Genomic DNA, 20,495 nt, shown 5'->3' on the forward strand with positions numbered 1-20,495 from the left:
AACTAGCCGCAGGCTGTACTTGAGTACGGCAAGGCGACGTTGACGCGGTTTGAAGAGATTTTCGAAGAGTATTAAATCTTAAAAACCTAAAAAATACAGTACCCACATTCGGTACTGTATTTCTTTTATCCTCATTTTTAAGTTAGATTATTAAAATCCCAGATTTGGTCCATCCAGCCTTCATAGAAGTCTGGTTCGTGGCAGACCATAAGGATAGATCCCTTATATTCTTTGAGAGCACGTTTGAGTTCATCCTTGGCATCCACATCCAAATGGTTGGTCGGCTCGTCCAGTACTAAAACATTGTTTTCACGATTCATCAAGAGACAGAAACGAACCTTGGCTTGTTCCCCACCTGACAAAACCTGAATTTGGCTTTCAATATGCTTGGTTGTCAAACCACAACGGGCAAGGGCTGCACGAACTTCTGCTTGGTTGAGAGCTGGAAAGGCATTCCAGACAGCCTCTAGTGGTGTTTGACGATTGCCACCTTCTACTTCCTGCTCAAAGTAACCAAGTTCTAAATAATCTCCACGCTCCACTTCCCCAGCAATAGGTGGGATAATTCCTAAGAGAGACTTCAAGAGAGTTGTTTTCCCGATACCATTTGCCCCGATAATAGCAACCTTTTGATTGCGCTCAAAGGTTAGGTTTAAGGGCTTGGTCAGAGGACGGTCGTAACCAATTTGCAAATCCTTGGCTTGAAAGATAAAGCGCCCTGGTGTACGAGCCGGTTTGAAATCAAATGATGGTTTTGGTTTCTCACTTTGCAGTTCGATAATATCCATCTTATCCAATTTCTTCTGACGGGACATGGCCATGTTTCGTGTTGCAACACGCGCTTTGTTTCGGGCAACAAAGTCCTTAAGGTCGGCAATCTCTTTCTGCTGACGTTCGTAGGCTGCCTCTAGCTGAGATTTCTTCATAGCATAGACTTCTTGGAACTGGTAGTAGTCACCAGAGTAACGCGTCAGCTGTTGATTTTCCACATGATAGACAATATTAATCACATCGTTCAGGAATGGGATATCATGTGAAATAAGGACAAATGCATTCTCATAGTTCTGGAGATAGCGCTTGAGCCAGTCAATATGCTCAGCATCCAAGTAGTTGGTCGGCTCGTCCAAAAGCAATATATCTGGCTTTTCAAGGAGAAGCTTAGCCAAAAGCACCTTGGTTCTTTGCCCACCTGACAAAGAAGTTACATCCGTATCCATTCCAAAGTCCATGACACCAAGGGCACGCGCCACTTCGTCAATCTTAGCATCCAAGGTATAGAAATCACGACTCTCCAAACGGTCTTGAAGTTCTCCAACTTCTTCCATAAGTGCATCAACATCCGCTCCGTCTTCAGCCATTTCCATATAAAGGTCATTGATTCGGACTTCTGCTTTAAACAGCTCATCAAAAGCTGTACGGAGCACATCACGCACCGACTGCCCTTCAGCAAGGACAGAGTGCTGGTCCAAATAACCAGCAGTCACATATTTAGACCATTCGACTTTCCCTTCATCTGGCAACATCTTACCAGTTACAATGCTCATAAAGGTTGATTTTCCTTCACCATTAGCACCGACCAGACCGATATGTTCTCCCTTGAGGAGACGGAAGGATACATCTTCAAAAATTGCACGGTCACCAAAACCGTGACTCAGATTTTTAACTTCTAAAATACTCATTTTAATTCCTTATCTTGTTTTTATGTAGTTGTTTATAGAGGAGCCAAGCCAGATAGCCACCCAAGGTATTGGTCCACAAATCATCAATCTCAAAGACGCGATTGAAATCAAAGAAAAGGTCCAAGACTAACTGCGTACACTCGATTCCAAGACTCACTAGAAAACTGAAAAGAAGAACTCTTTTTGTTTTCCTTAAGTTTGGAAAGAGATAAAGGAGTTGGAAGACCAGAGGAAAAAGCAAGAAGACATTGAGGATATTTTGTAAAAAAATCCAATATAATTGTCCCATATCACTCACTTCACCCAGTTTCCAGAAAGAATTGAAAGGAGTCAAAAGAAAAACCAGGCGTCCAAGATGCTGAATACCTGGAGTTTCCACTCCCACGGGAGAATGTTCTTGAGGAGTAAAACAAAAGTAGACGATACAAATGCTATAGAAAATAACTCCCCAGACTAAAATATGATTATGAGTTTTCTTCATCATTACGGATTGACTGCTGCGACTGCTTTCTGGCGGTCACGTTTCATTGTATTAGAACGCAATTGTCCACAAGCTGCATCAATATCAGTACCATGCTCTTGACGAACAACACAGTTAACCCCTTTTTTCTTAAGAGTATCATAGAAGGCCATGACGCGCTCTTTGGGACTACGGCTATATTGGTCATGCTCACTAACTGGGTTATAAGGAATCAAGTTTACATAAGACAATTTCTTGATGTTCTTGAGCAATTCAGCCAATTCCAAGGCTTGTTCTACACCATCGTTAACTTCATTAAGCATGATATACTCAAAAGTCACACGACGATTAGTTGTCTCAATGTAGTACTCAATAGCAGCAAAGAGTTTTTCAATCGGAAAGGCACGGTTAATCTTCATGATGCTTGAGCGCAGTTCATTATTAGGTGCATGAAGGGAAACAGCAAGATTGACCTGAACTCCTTCATTAGCAAAATCACGAATTTTATGGGCCAAACCTGAAGTTGAAACCGTAATGTGACGAGCACCGATGGCCATTCCCTTGTCATCATTGATAGTACGAACGAAATTCAAGACATTGTTGTAGTTATCAAAGGGCTCACCGATTCCCATGACAACGATATGGCTGACGCGTTCGTCCTGACCACGCTCATCGAAGTATTTCTGAACCAGCATGATCTGCGCTACGATTTCCCCATTATTGAGGTCGCGTTGTTTCTTAATCAAACCAGAGGCACAGAAGGTACAACCGATATTACAGCCGACCTGAGTCGTCACACAGACTGACAAACCATAGTGTTGACGCATGAGTACAGTCTCGATCAACATACCATCAGGCAACTCAAAGAGATATTTGACAGTCCCATCAGCAGACTCTTGAACAATACGTTGTTTCAAGGGATTGACCACAAACTGGTCATTAAGCTTCGCAATCAAATCCTTAGAAAGGTTGGTCATTTCTTCAAATGACTGGACACGTTTACGGTAAAGCCATTCCCAGATTTGGTCTGCACGGAATTTCTTTTCTCCCTGCTCCAAAACCCATTCCTGCATGGTTTGACGTGTTAAACTATAAATTGACGGTTTCATTTCTTCTCCTTATTCTCTACTCACTTCTGACGAATGACAAAATGACGTTGCCCCTTGTCCTCTTTCTGAGAATGCTGGTCTTTCTGACGACGTCTATTTTTCTTATCTGCATTCGGTTTTCGTTTGGTTTGAGTCGGCTTCTTTCCTTTTCTAGAAGGCAGTTCTTCTTCCTTCTTACGCATTTTCTTGTCAAATGATGCTCGCTTAGGGGCTTCATTTTCTAAGACAAAATAGGCACAACCATAACTACAATACTCTAAAAGGTAGTCTTGTAAACGACTGATTTTTTCAAGTTTTTCTTCTGTTCGGTCATCCTTATAAAAACCTCGTAGGCGAAGCTGTTCGTTGCTCCAGTCTCCCACGATATAATCAAACTTTGTTAAGACTTCTGAAAAACGCTGATTAAAAGCCGTCACATCGAAGGCATCCTTGATATTTTCCACCAAGGAAAAAGCTATCCCTTCCGTTTCTACCTTGTCCCCGTGTAAATGGAACTCAGGACCAGGAAACTTGTTATAGTTGTATAATTCAGGTGCAATTTCTTTTCGCATAGATATCCTTTTTCCACGATTACTTAATACTTTATTCTACCATAATTTCTAGCACTTAGCACGTTTCTCATAAAAATGAAAAAAGTCTGACGATTTTGTCAGACCAAAATAATATAACCTTAAAAAGAGAAGAACAATTCTTCCCTCCATATATCATATCATTATTTAGCAGCTGCGTACAATTCATCTACTTTGTTCCAGTTGATCACTGAGAAGAAAGCTTTGATGTAGTCAGGACGTACGTTGCGGTATTTCACGTAGTAAGCATGTTCCCAAACGTCCAAGCCCAAGATTGGTTTTTTACCTTCTGAGATTGGTGTGTCTTGGTTTGCTGTTGAAGTCACTTCAAGTTTACCCTCTTTGTTAACAACCAACCATGCCCATCCAGAACCGAAACGAGTTGTTGCTGCTGCAGTGAAGGCTGCTTGGAAGTCTTCAAATGAACCAAATGTTGCATCGATTGCTGCTGCAAGTTCTGCTGATGGAGCTGTTTTTTCAGGAGTCATCAATTCCCAGAAAAGAGCGTGGTTCAAGTGTCCGCCACCGTTGTTGATAAGTGCTTGACGGATATCAGCTGGAATAGATTCTACATCAGCAAGCAAGGCTTCAAGGTCTTCACCGATTTCAGGGTGTTTTTCTAGAGCTGCATTGGCATTGTTGACATAAGTTTGATGGTGTTTGTCATGGTGCAAGTGCATTGTTTCCGCATCGATGTATGGTTCCAAAGCGTCGTATGCATATGGAAGATCTGGTAAGATAATAGCCATCTGTAATACCTCTTTTTCTTTCTATATGAAAATGATAACGCAAACATTCACTTTTTTCAAGTTTTTTGCTTATAGATAAGGAAATCAGCAAGAAACCCACGACAAGATAATCCTGACGCGGGTTAAAAAAATTTTTCAGATAGGATTAATTTACCTGACTAGCAATCTGCAAGAGTGCCTTTTCAAAAAGGAAACTCTTTTCATAAAGACCTGTCTTAATCTGATAGTCTGTCTCAATCAAATAAGAAATAGCTTGCTTCAAAAAGCTCAAGGAAAGTCCTCGTGAATCCCTCAGCGCAAACTTGATTTGATAGGGATTAGGATTGCGTCCGAGAAAACTTCCTAGACTACTTGCAATCTGCGATTCTGTTTGCCCAGACTCCGACAAAATTTTCACCTGAGTAAAAGTCCGAAATTGTCCTAGCATGACTGCAATCAACTTGATTTCATCTTCACCTTGCAAGGTCAAATCTCTAACCAAATCGCGCGCCTGGTCCATCTTTTTAGTCAGAATAAACTGAGTTAAGTCAAAGATATTGTCCTGCAAGGTCTTGGGAATTGCGTTAACAATATCCTCTTCCTCGATAACAGAGTCTTCCTTATAGGACTGTAAAAAGAGGAGATTTTTCTGGATTTCGCTAAATTGAAAACCCGACTTGATGAGTAGATTTTCAAAAGAATGATTGGTAAACTGCAGACCTTGTTTCTGACTCCACTTTTGGAAATACTGGCGCAATTCTTGTTCTTTGGCTTCTACTGCATCAAAAACCTTGGCATCACGCTTAAGTAATTTGACCAACCGTCTCTTGCTATCCAGTTTTCCTTCCGCAAAGATCAACAACTTGGTTGTTGGCGAAGGGTTATCAAGGTATTCCTCAAACGACTTGAGCTCATCATCTGTTAAAAAGCGTTTCTTGGCTGTTGTGATATCGACAAAATGGTCTAATATCACGATTTTCTCATCCGCAAAGAAAGGGAGACTGACCAACTCCAACTCTAAGTCTTTATAAGCTACTTCTTTCATATCAAAGTAGGCAAAATTGAGGTCGGCAGAATCATACCCAATCTGTTTCAACACTTGACTCTTCATCACTTCAAACTGGCCCTGATCTGTCCCTGTAAACAGGCTCAGGTTAGGTAAATTTGATAAAGTCAACTTCTGGCTTTCTTCAATAGCTAGCATCTTCTCTCCTTTCTTCTGATTTTTCGATTTAATTTAGTCAATGTAGCGCAATTTCCCACGGAAATCTTCTAAGCTCTCATACCCTTTTTCCGACATGATTGCTTTCAGTTCATTGGTAATACGTTCGAAGGCACCAACACCTTCTTTGTGAAGGGTGGTTCCCACCTGTACCATACTAGCACCACAGAGGATGTGTTCAAAAGCATCTCGACCAGTCAGAACACCACCTGTTCCAATGATTTGGATTTGAGGATTTAAACGTTGATAAAAAGCATGAACATTGGCTAGAGCAGTCGGTTTGATGTACTCCCCACCAATCCCACCAAAACCATTCTTAGGTCGAATAACGACAGATTCATCTTCTATATAAAGGCCGTTCCCAATCGAGTTAACACAGTTGACAAACTTGAGCGGATATTTATTGAAAATAGCTGCCGCTTGGTCAAAGTGAACAATGTCAAAATAAGGTGGTAATTTAATCCCAAGAGGTTTGGTAAAGTAGGCAAATACTTCTGCCAAAATTCGGTCAGTTGTCTCAAAATCATAGGCAATCTGAGGTTTACCTGGAACATTTGGACAGGAAAGATTTAGCTCAGCCAGACCACGAAACTCACTCTCTTGGACTTTTTTCAAGATAGTATGGGTTTCCTCTGGAGACATTCCAACTAAGGATAGAAAGAAGGTACGATTCGGTTCCTTTTCTTGTAATTCCAGAAGATAGTTTAGGTAATAATCTAAGCCATTATTTGGCAAGCCCATAGAGTTGATGGAACCAAGTGGAACATCTTGATAGCGTGGCTCAGGATTTCCCTGACGAAAGTCCAAGGTCGCTGTCTTCGTGACAAAGGTTCCTGCTGCTGAGTTTTTAACGCCTTCTAACTCTGCTATCGTCATACAAGCCACACCTGCTGCATTCATCAAACAATTGTCAAACTCAAAACCAGCAATTTGCGTTTTCGTTGATACCATGATTCTGATCCTCCAGATTCCTTTTATTGCTAATATTATACCATATTTTCAGATTTTCTCTTTAAGAAAGGCATTTATAAGAAAAACGTTCGTTTTTTATCTACTTTCAAAAAATCTCAAAAACTAAATTGAAAGAATTTTTAGAAAATTTCTGTTTTTTTCTTTACAGCTAAAAAAAATTCTGCTATAATGACTCACATAATTAAATTAGAATTTAAGGAGAACGATATGACATCTGCTAAAGAATATATCCAAAGCGTGTTTGAAACTGTGAAAGCTCGTAACGGGCACGAGGCTGAATTCCTCCAAGCTGTCGAAGAATTTTTCAACACTTTAGAACCTGTATTTGAACAACACCCTGAGTATATCGAAGAAAATATCTTGGCACGTATTACTGAACCAGAGCGCGTGATTTCTTTCCGTGTTCCTTGGGTTGACCGTGATGGAAAAGTTCAAGTAAACCGCGGCTACCGTGTTCAATTCAACTCAGCTGTTGGACCATACAAAGGCGGACTTCGTTTCCACCCAACTGTAAACCAAGGGATTTTGAAATTCCTCGGATTTGAACAAATCTTTAAAAACGTCTTGACTGGACTTCCTATCGGTGGAGGTAAAGGTGGATCAGACTTCGATCCTAAAGGTAAAACAGATGCTGAAGTGATGCGCTTCTGCCAAAGCTTCATGACTGAACTGCAAAAATACATCGGCCCATCACTTGATGTACCTGCTGGTGATATCGGTGTTGGTGGACGTGAAATTGGTTATCTTTACGGTCAATACAAACGTCTTAACCAATTTGATGCTGGTGTCTTGACTGGTAAACCTCTTGGATTTGGTGGTAGCTTAATTCGTCCAGAAGCAACTGGTTACGGTTTGGTTTACTACACTGAAGAAATGCTTAAAGCTAACGGCAACAGCTTTGCTGGTAAGAAAGTGGTTATTTCAGGTTCTGGTAACGTTGCTCAATACGCTCTTCAAAAAGCGACTGAACTCGGTGCAACTGTTATCTCTGTATCTGACTCAAATGGTTATGTCATCGATGAAAATGGTATCGACTTCGATCTTTTAGTAGATGTTAAAGAAAAACGTCGTGCTCGTTTGACTGAGTATGCTGCTGAAAAAGCAACTGCAACATATCACGAAGGTTCTGTATGGACTTACGCTGGAAACTATGACATTGCTCTTCCATGTGCTACTCAAAACGAAATCAACGGTGAAGCAGCTAAACGTTTGGTTGCTCAAGGAGTTATCTGTGTATCTGAAGGTGCCAACATGCCAAGCGACCTTGATGCCATCAAAGTTTACAAAGAAAATGGTATCTTCTACGGACCTGCCAAAGCTGCCAACGCTGGTGGTGTAGCCGTTTCAGCCCTTGAAATGAGCCAAAACAGTCTTCGCCTCTCATGGACTCGTGAAGAAGTTGATGGACGCCTCAAAGACATCATGACAAACATCTTCAACACAGCTAAAACAACTTCAGAAACATATGGTCTTGATAAAGACTACCTTGCAGGAGCAAACATTGCTGCCTTTGAAAATGTGGCAAATGCCATGATTGCACAAGGCGTGGTATAAAAAAACAAATTACGGAAACTGACTACCCAGACGGGTAGCCAGTTTTTTCAATTCCTAAAATTTAAGATTCTAATATCCTTTATGCAAAAATATAGAATTCTACCTTTTTCTTTATATAGGCTAATGTTTTTAATATATTTATTGTCTATTTTTGAAAAGACAATAAAACTACTCTACTATAGATTATCATTTCCCACAATTCATAACTCAAACCTAATATTTTGTTATAAAACAGTAGATTTTATTTATTATATCTGGCACCTTAAAAAGTAAGAAATATAAATTAAAATTTAAAACTCTTTTTCCAATTCTCTTTCAATAGCTTTTCGCTTGCAATCAATTAGTTTATTCAAGTACAGTAGCAAGTTAATGTAGTCTATATCAGTTTCAAATATCTTTTTAATTCTTTCTAGGAGTTCTTTTTCTAATTCCAACACTGGAACATGACTACCAGTATAAAAATGTGAATAGGGAGTAAAATGTATTTCTTGGAATGAATTCTTACCAAATCCTTTAGCTCTGAGAAGATTAAATAGTATTAGTTTTTGATTGTTGTTTTCTAAAAATTCTACACCTAGATTGACCAATCTAATTGCAGATTGCTCATTATTTGTTTCCTCCAGTATTTCTAATATGATCTGACTGTCATTTTTTATAATATCATCAATCATATTGTTGTAGTAGTAATATGGCCTATTTATTGCAAAACGGATAAACTTTTTATAAATTTCTTTCTTATCTCTAAATTCATTTATAGAATGTAATACCATGTATTCTGAATTAGAATGACCTATTCTCAATTCATCAATTTTCTTCAAGACTTCTACCGAAAAATTAACATCTTTTTCACCTAATTTTTGAAAAAGATTATAGCTGTGATTCTGACAATTTTCTAAATTTATTAAATACCAAAACTTCAACTCTTTTACTCCAATTAGATTTATTAATTTTGGCACCTCTTCTTCTCTTATAAAATCAGAAATAACAAAATTTGTATTCCCAGCTTTTTGTATTAACAACTCTTTTAAACTAGGATCTTTCAAAATCAATCTCTCAAAATTTAAAATTGTAAAATAACATGGTAAAGAATTAGCTTCTAGAATACTCTTTAATGTTTGTATATCTTCATTTTTAACGTTTTCAAGTTGTGTTAAATAAGCAAGTTGCCATTCATATTTTTCTGATTCTGGAGAGGAAGCAATAACAGACTGCATTGAACTTTCCTCAATATTTTCTAAAAAACTAATCGGATTCCTATTTACAAAATGATAGTTTGATTTAAACATATAATTTAGAAATTTAATCTTTTTATCATTTTTTGATAGTAAAAACATATTGAATAGTACTAGCTCAATGTTATTGTCATTCATAAATAAGCTATGTTTGAATTGATTTGCAAAATTAAAAATTTTAAGCCAAACATTTGAATAGCTATTTGCAATTTGTTGTAGTTTAATTTCAGCAGCATCATAAAACCAAGCATGGTTAGGATTTGTTAAATTATTATATATTTTTTGTCTGTCAGAAATTATATAATCATCAAAAACAATCGGTAAGTTTTCTTTCACTTCAGCTTTATGCAAAGAATAAACTATTTTTTCTCCAATCATAGATAAGTTTTTAATGTCATTAAAAAATAATTTCCTAATATTTCTCAAATCTCCAAGGATAGTATTACGATGACTTTCTGAATAGGTCAAAATTTTTCTTCTGTAATCATATAGCATTTTCTCAATATAAAATCTAGTTTCACAACTCCCTATATTATACAAATTCGCTAAAAGTTTTAGTATACTTCTATGATACTGTTTTAATTTTTCACTATCCGGGACTTTATAGCGCCCAAAAGTAAATGTCTCTTCATGAGCTTCTGTTCTTTCGATTTCAATTTTAATATACTGCTTCAAAATTGTCACGATTAATTCTTGGTTATAACTTTTTGTCAAATCAAGATTAGCAAGTTCAGAAATGGTATTTTCAGCCAAGGTATAATCAATATATTCTCTTTCTGTAACCAACCCGTAGTTTGCTTCAAGAATACTATAAACCTCAGAAATTTTATTAGGATTTTTATCAAAGTACTTTAACAATAATTGGAGAATTTGACTACAATATTTTGTCCGTGTAGTTACAAATACAATATTTAAAACTGAATCCTCAATAGATTCCTTTTTATCCTTCTGATTAATAAAATTAGTCTTTGTATAAGCCTGAGACTCTATATTATCAATTTTATTTTTAACGTGTGAAATTGCTTCTAAAGGAAGTAATACTCCAAATTGTATTAAAAACTTTTCTTTAAGTTCATAACTTTCAAAATTACTTTCATTGTAATAATATGATTTAACTGCATCAGAAACGCTTTCTACATCACTCTCTTTCCTAATAAAATTGGAACATTGATTTAGTATTTGAACAACTCTTTGATCATTTACTGGATATAACTCATGTAAAATTTCTAAAATTGATATTTTCTTGTTAATTAAAAACTTGATAACTATATAATCATCTAATGATTGATCTGCTATCTTTACAATTTTGTCGTTATAAATATTACACAACTCTCTCTCGTGAAGCTTCTCCACTGCACTCTTAAAGTCAGTATTTGTTATATCAGTTATTTTTAGTAATTTTTTGAATTCCTGGTTCTCTTCTAAACTTTCCAGCCTAATCTTTTTTAAGTAAGATAAAATAAATAAAGTCTTTTGTTCTGCATAAATAATGTTATTTTTATTTAAAATTTCTTCATAGTAATCTTTTAAAATATCAGTCTCGTCATTAAAATTAGTCAAATCCCTAGAGCTAGATAACTTCGCTGCAATGACTGCAATACGCGGATTGCTTTTAGATATCGTTTTTATATGTTCAATTTCTTTATTGGTGAAATCGTTTCGAGAGAATTGATTGAGTAATTCCTTAAAATTATCATCTTTTATAAGTTCTGGCTCAATATTATTGTACCCATAAACTTTAACATTATTGATTACATCTTTTTTAGCATAATCACGTACCGTAAGAATAAACCGAATATTACTAGTCGTGTTCAGTAGCCCAAGTGTAGAAATATAATTTTGTGTAGTATTAACATCATCAATAAAAACAATATTTTCTTTGTGTAAATTTAGATTGCGTTTTACATCTTGGTAAATATCCTGATTATTGCTCTTGACACAAATAATGTTATACTTATTTCGGTCAAGCAAAGAGCAAATTTCAATTGCAAATCTAGTTTTCCCTGTTCCAGGCTTAGCAGATATTAAGAAGATTCGTTTTTCACTTGATTTAATGGTATTTATAATTTCACTTACATCTCCAATATAGTCATTTGATATAGGTGCATTAGTTTTACTCTCATCATGAATTCTTATGAAGTCATTGATAGACCAAACTTGCTCTGTAGATTCACTGATTGATAGATACTCCTTTGCTAAATATTGAAAATCTATCTTTGTAAGATCATTAGCAATTTCATTAATTCCAATCAATTCTAGCTGATAAGGTTCAGCCATTTTTTCTAGATCTTCTTTTTGCTTAATTGTTATATTTGAAGAAGTATGACAACAAATAAGCCTCCCAACTTTATCTTCAGCAATATTTTCCTCTAAAATTTTTTTCTTAACTGACTGAATGTCTCCTTCTAATTTAGATATTACAGACTTATGGGTGCCATACATAATATAAACATATTTACCATCTTCGTCAGCGTAAGAATCTGGGATCCCTTTAGTTGTTTTATCTGTTCCTTCCTGTGAGCCTAATGAAACAATATTAAAATTGTATTTTCTACTTAGGTACGCGTCACCTAGTTTTTGAAACTTCCCTCCCTCTAGCTCTTTAATATGTTGCTCAATTTTATTTCTTAAACTCATTATAAAAACCTTTCCAGATAAGTATTTCAACATAATTATATCACACTAGTCAAAACCATAAGGTATAGTTTAATTAACAAACTCTTGTACTACATTAATTTAGAGTAGTAAACCAATTATACAAAAATTATTGCTTTCCTGAACAACTATATAAAAAGAAAACCGCTACTCCCAAGAATAGCGGTTTAATCATGTTTTTAAGCTACTAATGTAGTTACTCTATTATTTAAGAGTAACTGAAGCTCCAGCTTCTTCCAATTTAGCTTTGATTTCTTCAGCTTCTGCAGTTGCAACGCCTTCTTTAACAAGTGCTGGTGCACCATCAACAAGTTCTTTAGCTTCTTTAAGACCAAGACCTGTGATTTCACGTACAACTTTGATAACGCCAACTTTTTTGTCGCCTGCAGATGTCAATTCAACGTCGAATGAATCTTTAGCAGCACCAGCGTCAGCAGCACCAGCTGCAGCAACAGCTACAGGAGCAGCTGCAGTTACACCAAATTCTTCTTCGATAGCTTTTACAAGGTCGTTCAATTCAAGGATTGAAGCTTCTTTAATTTCAGCAATAATGTTTTCAATGTTCAATGCCATTGTTATATCCTCCAAATATGTTTTAAATTTATAATAGATTTTCGTAGCTAGGCTACGCTGCGTAGCTTAAGATTAAGCTGCGTCTTCTTTGTTGTCTGCAACCGCTTTGACTGCAAGAGCAACGTTGCGCACTGGCGCTTGAAGTACAGAAAGGAGCATAGAAAGAAGTCCTTCGCGGTTTGGAAGAGTTGCAAGAGCAAGAATCTCTTCTTTAGATGCGACAGCGCCTTCGATTGCACCACCTTTGATTTCAAGTGCTTCAGCGTTTTTAGAAAAGTCGTTCAAGATTTTCGCTGGTGCGATAACATCTTCGTTAGAAAATGCTACTGCAGATGGTCCAACAAATACAGATGCAAGATCTTCAAGACCAGCTTTTTCAGCTGCACGACGCAAGATTGAGTTTTTAATCACTTTATACTCAACTTCGCTTCCACGAAGCTCACGACGAAGAACTGTATCTTGCTCAACTGTCAAACCACGAGCGTCTACAACGACGATAGATGCAGCAGCTTTCATTTTCTCAGCTACTACGTCAACTAGTTCCGCTTTTTTAGCAATAATTGCTTCACTCATTAGTGTGTTCACCTCCGTTATTATTTTGCTTGGGGAAATTTTTCAAAAGAAAAACGCGCCCAAACCTAGACACGAAAGTACAATACGCTTCTTTTTACATGATACGTTTTGTCCTCGGTAGGATACTTATGAGTCGAGCTCCCCTACTGTCTTAGGCAGTTTTTTCAAACCGTATATAAGTATAGCATAGTCAAAAAAAGAATGCAAGATTTTTGCAAACATTTTTTAAAATTTTTTCGTGATTTTTCTTTTAAAGTTCTACCGTCAAAACTTTACCTTGCTTGACAACCTGTTCTCCTGCAATATAGACATCATCAACATCACTGGATTTGACAGCATAAACAAGGTGAGAGAGCATATTTTCTTGGGGTTGGAGATGAATTTTCCCTTGTGGTTGAATAACGAGAAAATCTGCCTGTTTACCTACTTCCAGACTTCCTATCTGTTCTTCCATTCCTAGGACCCTAGCTCCTTCGATTGTCAGCGCCTTGAGAGCTGTTTCGATAGGAAATTGTCTGGCATCTCCACTTTTCATCTTCTGAAGAAGGGCTGCAGTCCGTCCTTCCTCAAACATATCTAGATTGTTATTGGAGGCAACCGAATCCGTCGCAATTCCGACTGCTACTCCTGCTTTTTGCAGTTGAATGATAGGAGCAATCCCTGATGCCAGTTTGAGGTTACTAATAGGATTGTGGGCAATAGACACTTGAGAAGTTGCCAAGCGTTCAATTTCTCTCTCGTTTAATTCGACCCCGTGAGCAAAGACAGACGGATGATCTAAGTAACCCAGTTCTTCTAGAAAGGCGAGGGGTCGTTTGCCATATCGTTTCAGGATAATCCCTGATTCCTCCTTGGTCTCCGCAACATGGATATGGAGAGGAATATTCAACTCTTTTGCCATGTCTAAACTTTCTTCCAGCAAGTCTCTATCACAGCTGTAGGGAGAATGTGGGGCTACCATCACCTTGAAATTTGGATTTTTATATCCAATAATTTCCTCAATGGTTGCTCGAGTTCTGCTTATGGTCTCAGCAGTTGTCTCTGCCTCTGAAGAAAAAAGAGTCGGTGAGAAATAACAACGCATCTTGGAAGTTTTCACTGCCTGATAAATCCGTTCAATATCCACACCATTGGGATTATACATATCGTTAAAGGTTGTTGTTCCCGACTGGAGCATCTCTATCATAGCTTCTTTAACCGCTCTTGTAGTCATGTCGGGAGTAAATCCTGCTTCTGCTGGCCAGATATAGTCATTAAGCCATTCATGGAGATTGCTATCATCTCGAATTCCTCTCAATCCTGTCATAGCAGAATGGGTGTGACAATTGACCAAACCAGGCATAATCCAGGCCCCCTGATAGTCTATAATCTGCTCAGCTTGCTCTAAAATCTCTGAATTCTCTTGACCGACATAGACGATTTGAGAATCCTTAACTGCTAAGATTCCATTCAGATAAACATGGAAATCTTGATCACAAGTCACGATATTTACATGCTGATAGACTTTCATTGTTTTTCTCCTTCTAAGGCCTTGATTTTTTCTAGCTATTGTAACAAAAAAGTCACCCGAAGGCAACTTTTTTCGTCCATAAACTTTCAAAAGAGAATGGCTTATTCAAAGCTAAAATCTGCTGCTTGCTGCATTTGATAATACTTACCCTTTCGAGCCATGAGTTCCTGATGGCTCCCATACTCAACAATGTCGCCATCCACCAAGACAAGAATCAAATCCGCATCCTGAATGGTTGACAAGCGGTGGGCAATGATAAAGCTTGTACGCCCCTTCATGAGTTTAGCAAAGGCATCCTGAACCAGCACTTCTGTCCGCGTATCGATGGAAGAGGTTGCCTCGTCTAAGATAAGAATCTTTGGAATAGTCAGAAAGACTCGGGCTATGGTCAAGAGCTGGGCCTGACCAACAGAGAGAGATTCTCCTGCATTTGCCAACTTGGTATCGTATCCCTGCGGCAACTGTTGGATGAAAAAGTCTGCATTGGTTGCTTTGGCAGCAGCAATCACTTGCTCCCGACTGGAATCAGGATTTCCAAAGGCAATATTATCATGAATAGTTCCTTGCTTGAGCCAGGTTTCTTGAAGCACCATTCCAAACTGCTGGCGTAAAGAGGCACGACTATAATCATAAATGGATTTCCCATCCAGCAAGATATCTCCTGAGTTAATAGGGTAAAAACGCATGAGGAGATTGATAAGAGTTGATTTTCCAGCACCTGTCGGACCAACAATAGCAACCTTGCTACCAGCTGGAATATCAATAGATAAATCCTTAATCAAAATCTTTTCAGGATGGTAGCCAAAAGAAACCTGTTTAAAGGAAATAGCTCCCTTAACTTGGTCACTAGTCAACTCTTCCTTACCTGTTTCAGCCACCTCAGGACTATCTAAGACTCCATAAACACGTTCTGCACAAGCCAAGGCACTTTGCAACTCAGCTAGCACTGAAGAAATATCATTAAAAGGCTTGGTGTACTGTTGAACATAGTTCAAAAAAGTCACTAAGCGTCCAATGGTCAAGGTAGAGCCTATCATGATACGATAAGCTCCCACTCCAGCTAGAAGGGCATAAATAAGCGCATTGACAAAGCGAGTCGAAGGATTGACCGTTGAAGAATAAAAGATAGCTGACTGTGAATAACCTGCATAGTTGGCATTCGCCTCGTGCAGTCTTTGGATAAAATCTTCCTGAGCATTAAAAGACTGGATAATAGTCTGCTGGCTAAGCGATTCTTCAATCAACTGAGTCTGAATTCCCCTCGTCTCTGTTTGCTTTTGGAAGAGATGATAGGAGCGTTTGGCAATAAAGCGTGAGATTACCATAGACAGTGGCGTCAACAGCAAGACCAAAAGAGTCATGAGGAGATGAATTTGAATCATGGCTAGAATGCTGACTAAAATCATCAAGACACCAATGAAGAATTGGTTAAAAATCATGGTCAAGCCAGCTGCCAACTGTTCTATGTCTGTTGTCACCCGACTGACCATCTCCCCACTGCCTTGCCGATCCACAAAAGAAATCGGTAAACGATGGAGCTTATGGATGATTCGCTCTCGCAAGTTTCTAGTATAAGAGAAGATTAGGCGATTATAGAGGAGAGGATTGACCCATTGAACGAGAGTATTTCCTATGACCACCAAAATCATCTGAATGAAAATGTGCCAAAAAACTGATGATGAACCAGTCACTAGGACTTGGTCGATGACCTGCCCAATCAAGATAGGTAGGTAGATTGATAAACCAACCTGAGCAATAGTTCCTAGAAAGGCTAAGAAAAGGAGGAAAGGATGGCTTGCTAAATCTTTGGCCAAACGTATGAACGTCTGGTTTGCAGTTTGTCGTCTCATGCTAGTCCTCCTTTCCATGTTGGGATGCGTTGATTTCACGATAGACTTGACTGGACTTCATCAAGTCCTCATGCTTGCCGATAGCTAGAAGCTCACCTTTTTCCAAGAGGAGAATCTGGTCAGCCATCTGTAAAGTCGAGGTTCGTTGAGAAATCAAGATTAAGCTTGTATTTGGTAAGTTTTCTCGGATAGCTTTCAAGAGCTTGGACTCAGTAATGGTGTCGAGGGCCGAGGTCGCATCATCTAGGATGAGAAATGGAGCTTGGCGCAAGACTGCTCGAGCGATCGACAACCTTTGTTTTTGTCCACCTGAGAAATTTCGTCCTCCTGCCTCAACTAGGGTATCTAAGAGCCCTTCCTTTTCACTAACAAAATCCTTGGCTTGTGCAATTTCCAAGGCCTGCCATAGTTCTCGGTCAGTTACTTCTTGATCTAAACCTAGAGTCAAGTTGGAACGAATAGTTCCCTTAAAGAGTTCAACCTTTTGGGGCACATAGGCAATCCAAGACCGCCACTCCTCCAAATTACGAGGACTAGATCCATCTCGATAAAGGTCAATGCTTCCCTTATCTGCTGGATAAAGTCCAAGGATGAGTTGTACCAAGCTTGATTTACCAGAACCCGTTCCCCCAATAATACCAAGGATTTTCCCTTGAGTCAGGTCAAAGGAAATATCTCTCAGAGAAGGCTGGGCCGCATCAGGATAGGTAAAGGTCAGTCCTTGAACTTGTAAAACCTGATTACTAGTAGTTTGCTTTTGTTCTAATTCTAAATGGATATTTTCTGGAGCTTCAGCAAAGACTTCCTCGATTCGCTTAGCAGAGATATAGGACTGGTTTAGGGAATTTATCAGCATAGCTAGCTTGACCAATTCCACCAAAATCTGTAGGAGATAGTTGATGAGGGCAATAAGAGCACCTTGACTGAGTAAGCCTCCTTGTATAGAAATATAGCCTTGCCAGATGATAACGAGAAGAGTTCCATTGACAATCAGATAGGTCAAAGGTGTTAATAAACTAGACCAGAAACCAGTTTTCTCTTGTAATCTAGCATAGACTTGGTTAAGGATTTGAAAAATCTGTAACTCTCGTTTTTCTTGCCCAAAAGCACGAATAACTCGCATCCCTTGTAATTGCTGGCGCGTTTCTTGAACCAATTGGTCCGTTTTCATTCTGAAACTGCTGTAGAGAGGATTGACCAGTCGAGAGAGGCCTACAATGATAATGGTCAAAATGACAACCATGACTAAAAACCAGAGAGTCAACTCAGTTGAGATTCGATAGGCCATAAAGATAGCTCCAAAAACGATAATTGGTGCTCGCAAAAAGAGACGCAGGAATTGATTGATACCAGTCTGAATCTGGTAGGTGTCCGAAGTCAAGCGAGTCACCAAGCTCGAAGTTGTCAAACGGTCTCTGCTGTCCTTAGGCAATGAAAGAATATGACGATAGAGGTCGTCTGTCAGTTCTTTGGCAAATCCTACCGCTGCCTTGGCTGAGTAAAACTGAGCTATCAAGGCCACTACAACGCCAATCACTGCAAAGATAAGGAGCAGACCAATCTGCATCCAAAGATGTCCTTGATTTCTCTGAGGCAAGGATTGGTCAACAATTCCAGCAATCACCATGGGAACCAAGAGCTCAAAAACAGCTTCTAACAGCTTGAACAAGGGGGCTAAAATTGATTCCTTGATGTAGGGTTTGAAGTAAGATAATAAGTGTTTCATAAATCCCTTCTATTCGTATACTAGAAATAAAGAAAGTGGGAATCGCCCACCATCTCTGTTTTATTTGTTTAAGTAAGGCAATAAATAGCCATATCCTGCCTCTTCCATCTCATCCTTGGCTACAAAACGCAAGGAAGCCGAATTAATACAGTAACGGAGACCACCTAACTCCCGAGGGCCATCTGTGAAAACATGCCCCAAGTGAGCATTGCCTGACCGAGAACGAACTTCTATTCGCTCCATTCCATGGCTCAAATCCTTGTAGTAGTGAATCAATTCCTTAGAAATCGGACGGCTAAAACTTGGCCAACCACATCCTGAAGCAAACTTATCCTTGGCAAAAAAGAGTGGCTCACCCGTCGTGATGTCTACATAAATCCCTTCTTCAAAGGTTTGGTCATAGGCATTGCTAAATGGAGCCTCTGTAGCAGCTTCTTGGGTGACACGATAGGACTCTTCTGATAAACTGTCCTTCAACATTTCTTGACTAGGTTTTTCATAGTTTGCTGCATCAATCAATGGCTTCTCAGCATCCGCCACATCGATATGACAGTAACCTGAAGGATTTTTCTTAAGATAGTCTTGGTGGTAATCTTCAGCTAAGATATAGTGGCGAAGTTTCTCCACCTCTACTGCAATCTTTCGACCCAGCATGCGTTCCTGCTCCTGCACCACAGTGTAGATAGCTGGCAAATCTGCTTCATCTTGGTAATAAATCCCAGTACGATATTGGCGACCACGGTCATTCCCCTGCTTGTTAATAGACAATGGATCAATGACACGGAAATAATAAAGTAAAATCTCTCTGAGTGACACTGTCTTCTCATCATAAATCACTTGAACCGTCTCTGCATGGTCTGTTTCCTTGATTAGTTGATAATTGGTCTTTTCAACTTGCCCATTAGCGTAGCCAACACTAGTTGCTAGCACTCCAGAAATACGTGAAAAATACTCCTCTAGGCCCCAAAAACAACCACCTGCTAGATAAATTTCTGCCATCTTTATTTCTCCTTTATCAAGTTTTTAACTAATACTCTTCGAAAATCTCTTCAAACCACGTCAGCTTACATCTGCAACCTCAAAACAGTGTTTTGAGCAACCTGCGGCTAGCTTCCTAGTTTGTTCTTTGATTTTCATTGAGTATAAACTTCTTTTCAAAAAAAGGATAGGAAGCCCTCTGGTCGAGAGTTTCCCCATCCTATCTTCTATTCTTTATTTTGCTTCAACACGGACACCTTGGGTATCAACTTTCAAGTCATGAAGTTTTCCTTTGAAGGGGTGCTTTTCCAATTCAGCCTTAATCGCCGGCATCTTGTCATGAGAAGCCAAAACCATAACTGTCGGTCCGGCACCAGAGAGGTAGGTTGCATAGGCCCCATTCTCTTTGGCTACTTGCTTAATCGTCGCAAATTCTCTCACCAAGTCCTGACGGTAGCGTTCATGGAAGAGGTCTCCCTCGATTGCTTGCCCAGCTGTCACCATATCTCCTGCTAACAAGGCTGCAACCGCCACATTGGCGATTGAACTAGCAGCGACAGCTTCCTTATAGGACAATTTTTTAGGCAAGACACCACGGCTATCTCGAGTGCGTAATTCATAATTGGGAATGTAAGCTAGAAAATCACACTCTGGAAAGTCTGCCACAATCGCAGAGACTTGCCCTTCAACAGAACTTGCAATAACGAGATTACCATAAATGGCTGGAGCAACATTGTCTGGATGTCCTTCAATCTTGGTCGCCAACTGCAACCTTTCATGGTCAGATAAGTTAAGCTTGCCTAATTGGTTGGCTAGTTCAATCCCAGCAACAATAACAGAGCTGGAAGAACCCAAACCACGCGCCAAGGGAACATTACTGGTCATTTTCAAACGTCTCGGTTGCAAGTCTGGTACAATTTGCAAAGCAATCTTGAGCAAGAGATTACGCTCGTCATGGGGAATCCATTTGCCAATCTGGTGTTCAATCAGCCACTCATCCCGTTCTTCACAGACCTCTATTTGAAGATACTTGGTTACAGCTACACCGACCGAGTCAAAACCTGGCCCGATATTGGCACTGGTTGCAGGTACAATAATCTTCATC

At 38.9% G+C, this 20,495-nt stretch carries 16 protein-coding genes and 1 other annotated feature; of the genes, 1 reads left to right on the forward strand and 15 read right to left on the reverse strand.

Annotated features, from left to right (window positions below):
• Positions 1–137 precede the first annotated feature (137 nt).
• The 7 genes from ADG81_RS01045 to ADG81_RS01075 all read right to left on the reverse strand — a co-directional run bounded on the left by ADG81_RS01045 (position 138) and on the right by ADG81_RS01075 (position 6,718).
• Positions 138–1,679 carry an ABC-F family ATP-binding cassette domain-containing protein gene (locus ADG81_RS01045; protein ID WP_000025383.1) on the reverse strand — a complete coding sequence of 514 codons (1,542 nt, stop codon included), beginning with the start codon at positions 1,677–1,679 and terminating at the stop codon, positions 138–140.
• A 1-nt stretch (position 1,680) separates the two neighbouring features.
• On the reverse strand, positions 1,681–2,163 hold the full coding sequence (locus ADG81_RS01050; protein WP_049499637.1) for a VanZ family protein: 483 nt from the start codon (positions 2,161–2,163) through the stop codon (positions 1,681–1,683).
• A complete protein-coding gene (gene rlmN, locus ADG81_RS01055) occupies positions 2,163–3,248 on the reverse strand; it encodes a 23S rRNA (adenine(2503)-C(2))-methyltransferase RlmN (protein WP_000804762.1) in 1,086 nt (361 codons plus the stop codon). The genes ADG81_RS01050 and rlmN overlap by 1 nt, the downstream gene beginning before the upstream one ends.
• A 20-nt stretch (positions 3,249–3,268) precedes the next feature.
• A complete protein-coding gene (locus ADG81_RS01060) occupies positions 3,269–3,799 on the reverse strand; it encodes a YutD family protein (RefSeq protein WP_020903213.1) in 531 nt (176 codons plus the stop codon).
• A 161-nt stretch (positions 3,800–3,960) separates the two neighbouring features.
• Positions 3,961–4,566 carry a superoxide dismutase SodA gene (gene sodA, locus ADG81_RS01065; protein WP_020903212.1) on the reverse strand — a complete coding sequence of 202 codons (606 nt, stop codon included), beginning with the start codon at positions 4,564–4,566 and terminating at the stop codon, positions 3,961–3,963.
• A 145-nt stretch (positions 4,567–4,711) separates the two neighbouring features.
• Complete coding sequence (gene holA, locus ADG81_RS01070; protein WP_049550636.1) at positions 4,712–5,749, reverse strand: DNA polymerase III subunit delta; 1,038 nt, start codon at positions 5,747–5,749, stop codon at positions 4,712–4,714.
• A 33-nt stretch (positions 5,750–5,782) separates the two neighbouring features.
• Positions 5,783–6,718 carry a dihydroorotate oxidase gene (locus ADG81_RS01075; protein WP_049550637.1) on the reverse strand — a complete coding sequence of 312 codons (936 nt, stop codon included), beginning with the start codon at positions 6,716–6,718 and terminating at the stop codon, positions 5,783–5,785.
• A 228-nt stretch (positions 6,719–6,946) separates the two neighbouring features.
• Between ADG81_RS01075 and gdhA the strand changes: the two genes are divergently transcribed.
• Positions 6,947–8,293: an NADP-specific glutamate dehydrogenase gene (gdhA, locus tag ADG81_RS01080; protein WP_049550638.1), complete on the forward strand. Its 1,347-nt coding sequence runs from the start codon at positions 6,947–6,949 to the stop codon at positions 8,291–8,293.
• A gap of 290 nt (positions 8,294–8,583) precedes the next feature.
• Here the strand turns inward: gdhA and ADG81_RS01085 are convergent, their stop codons facing one another.
• The 8 genes from ADG81_RS01085 to thrB form a co-directional block, all read right to left on the reverse strand.
• Positions 8,584–12,162, reverse strand: coding sequence for an ATP-binding protein (locus ADG81_RS01085; protein ID WP_000058651.1), 3,579 nt, complete (start codon positions 12,160–12,162; stop codon positions 8,584–8,586).
• Positions 12,163–12,384: 222 nt separating this feature from the next.
• Positions 12,385–12,753 (reverse strand): 50S ribosomal protein L7/L12, encoded by a 369-nt coding sequence (gene rplL / locus ADG81_RS01090; RefSeq protein WP_001196965.1) that lies wholly within the window; start codon positions 12,751–12,753, stop codon positions 12,385–12,387.
• A 72-nt stretch (positions 12,754–12,825) separates the two neighbouring features.
• The gene (gene rplJ, locus ADG81_RS01095) at positions 12,826–13,326 is read right to left on the reverse strand and encodes a 50S ribosomal protein L10 (protein ID WP_001287277.1); all 501 of its coding nucleotides are present in this window, start codon (positions 13,324–13,326) and stop codon (positions 12,826–12,828) included.
• 38 nt (positions 13,327–13,364) lie between these two features.
• Positions 13,365–13,500 (reverse strand) — a sequence feature (ribosomal protein L10 leader region).
• A 76-nt stretch (positions 13,501–13,576) separates the two neighbouring features.
• Positions 13,577–14,836 carry a TRZ/ATZ family protein gene (locus ADG81_RS01100; protein WP_049550639.1) on the reverse strand — a complete coding sequence of 420 codons (1,260 nt, stop codon included), beginning with the start codon at positions 14,834–14,836 and terminating at the stop codon, positions 13,577–13,579.
• 101 nt (positions 14,837–14,937) lie between these two features.
• Positions 14,938–16,686: an ABC transporter ATP-binding protein gene (locus ADG81_RS01105; protein ID WP_049550640.1), complete on the reverse strand. Its 1,749-nt coding sequence runs from the start codon at positions 16,684–16,686 to the stop codon at positions 14,938–14,940.
• Between the two features lies 1 nt (position 16,687).
• Entirely contained in the window at positions 16,688–18,412 is a 1,725-nt protein-coding gene (locus tag ADG81_RS01110) for an ABC transporter ATP-binding protein (protein WP_000681727.1), read from the reverse strand.
• A gap of 60 nt (positions 18,413–18,472) precedes the next feature.
• Complete coding sequence (gene msrB, locus ADG81_RS01115) at positions 18,473–19,411, reverse strand: peptide-methionine (R)-S-oxide reductase MsrB (protein ID WP_049550641.1); 939 nt, start codon at positions 19,409–19,411, stop codon at positions 18,473–18,475.
• A gap of 213 nt (positions 19,412–19,624) precedes the next feature.
• Positions 19,625–20,494, reverse strand: a complete 870-nt coding sequence (thrB, locus tag ADG81_RS01120) for a homoserine kinase (RefSeq protein ID WP_049550642.1) — start codon at positions 20,492–20,494, stop codon at positions 19,625–19,627.
• Between the last annotated feature and the right edge of the window lies 1 nt (position 20,495).

This window comes from Streptococcus pseudopneumoniae (assembly GCF_001070815.1).
Taxonomy (GTDB): domain Bacteria; phylum Bacillota; class Bacilli; order Lactobacillales; family Streptococcaceae; genus Streptococcus; species Streptococcus pseudopneumoniae_P.

Excerpts from the sequence above, each read along its gene's own strand:
- ADG81_RS01045 (WP_000025383.1), bottom strand. The coding sequence starts at position 1,679 with ATGAGTATTTTAGAAGTTAAAAATCTGAGTCACGGTTTTGGTGACCGT.
- ADG81_RS01050 (WP_049499637.1), bottom strand. The coding sequence starts at position 2,163 with ATGATGAAGAAAACTCATAATCATATTTTAGTCTGGGGAGTTATTTTC.
- rlmN (WP_000804762.1), bottom strand. The coding sequence starts at position 3,248 with ATGAAACCGTCAATTTATAGTTTAACACGTCAAACCATGCAGGAATGG.
- ADG81_RS01060 (WP_020903213.1), bottom strand. The coding sequence starts at position 3,799 with ATGCGAAAAGAAATTGCACCTGAATTATACAACTATAACAAGTTTCCT.
- sodA (WP_020903212.1), bottom strand. The coding sequence starts at position 4,566 with ATGGCTATTATCTTACCAGATCTTCCATATGCATACGACGCTTTGGAA.
- holA (WP_049550636.1), bottom strand. The coding sequence starts at position 5,749 with ATGCTAGCTATTGAAGAAAGCCAGAAGTTGACTTTATCAAATTTACCT.
- ADG81_RS01075 (WP_049550637.1), bottom strand. The coding sequence starts at position 6,718 with ATGGTATCAACGAAAACGCAAATTGCTGGTTTTGAGTTTGACAATTGT.
- gdhA (WP_049550638.1), top strand. The coding sequence starts at position 6,947 with ATGACATCTGCTAAAGAATATATCCAAAGCGTGTTTGAAACTGTGAAA.
- ADG81_RS01085 (WP_000058651.1), bottom strand. The coding sequence starts at position 12,162 with ATGAGTTTAAGAAATAAAATTGAGCAACATATTAAAGAGCTAGAGGGA.
- rplL (WP_001196965.1), bottom strand. The coding sequence starts at position 12,753 with ATGGCATTGAACATTGAAAACATTATTGCTGAAATTAAAGAAGCTTCA.
- rplJ (WP_001287277.1), bottom strand. The coding sequence starts at position 13,326 with ATGAGTGAAGCAATTATTGCTAAAAAAGCGGAACTAGTTGACGTAGTA.
- ADG81_RS01100 (WP_049550639.1), bottom strand. The coding sequence starts at position 14,836 with ATGAAAGTCTATCAGCATGTAAATATCGTGACTTGTGATCAAGATTTC.
- ADG81_RS01105 (WP_049550640.1), bottom strand. The coding sequence starts at position 16,686 with ATGAGACGACAAACTGCAAACCAGACGTTCATACGTTTGGCCAAAGAT.
- ADG81_RS01110 (WP_000681727.1), bottom strand. The coding sequence starts at position 18,412 with ATGAAACACTTATTATCTTACTTCAAACCCTACATCAAGGAATCAATT.
- msrB (WP_049550641.1), bottom strand. The coding sequence starts at position 19,411 with ATGGCAGAAATTTATCTAGCAGGTGGTTGTTTTTGGGGCCTAGAGGAG.
- thrB (WP_049550642.1), bottom strand. The coding sequence starts at position 20,494 with ATGAAGATTATTGTACCTGCAACCAGTGCCAATATCGGGCCAGGTTTT.